This is a genomic window from Methylobacterium nigriterrae (genome assembly GCF_037106235.1).
Classification (GTDB): domain Bacteria; phylum Pseudomonadota; class Alphaproteobacteria; order Rhizobiales; family Beijerinckiaceae; genus Methylobacterium; species Methylobacterium nigriterrae.
The window spans coordinates 1-285 of the sequence record NZ_JBAWTG010000761.1 but is presented as its reverse complement, the minus strand read 5'-3'; the positions used below and the strand labels follow the sequence as shown (position 1 = coordinate 285).

1 protein-coding gene is annotated in these 285 nt (G+C 57.9%); it reads left to right on the top strand.

The window, feature by feature from the left end; translation table 11 throughout:
* The first annotated feature begins 3 nt into the window (after positions 1–3).
* A complete protein-coding gene (locus WDW90_RS41280) occupies positions 4–171 on the top strand; it encodes a hypothetical protein (protein WP_488803335.1) in 168 nt (55 codons plus the stop codon).
* The last annotated feature ends 114 nt before the right edge of the window (positions 172–285 follow it).

Sequence of the window (285 nt, the reverse complement as noted above, 5' to 3'; positions counted from 1 at the left end):
AGACTGATCGCCGAGCGGGATCAGACGGGGAAGATCGTCCTCCCAGACAACGTTACGTCCCGGGCGACCGAGCCTGCTATCGCGCGAGCTATCGAGGATCAGCGGAGCAACCTGCGTGAGCGCGCTACGTACCTTCGCTCTCAAATTGACGTGCTCAACGCAAAAATCTAGCAAACCGAGCAGGAAGTCCTCGCGCTGAATAATGACGCGGATTCAACAAAGCAGCAGCTGGTCTCAATCGATCAGGAACTCGGCGGGCTACGGCAGTTGCTCGCCAAACAGCTG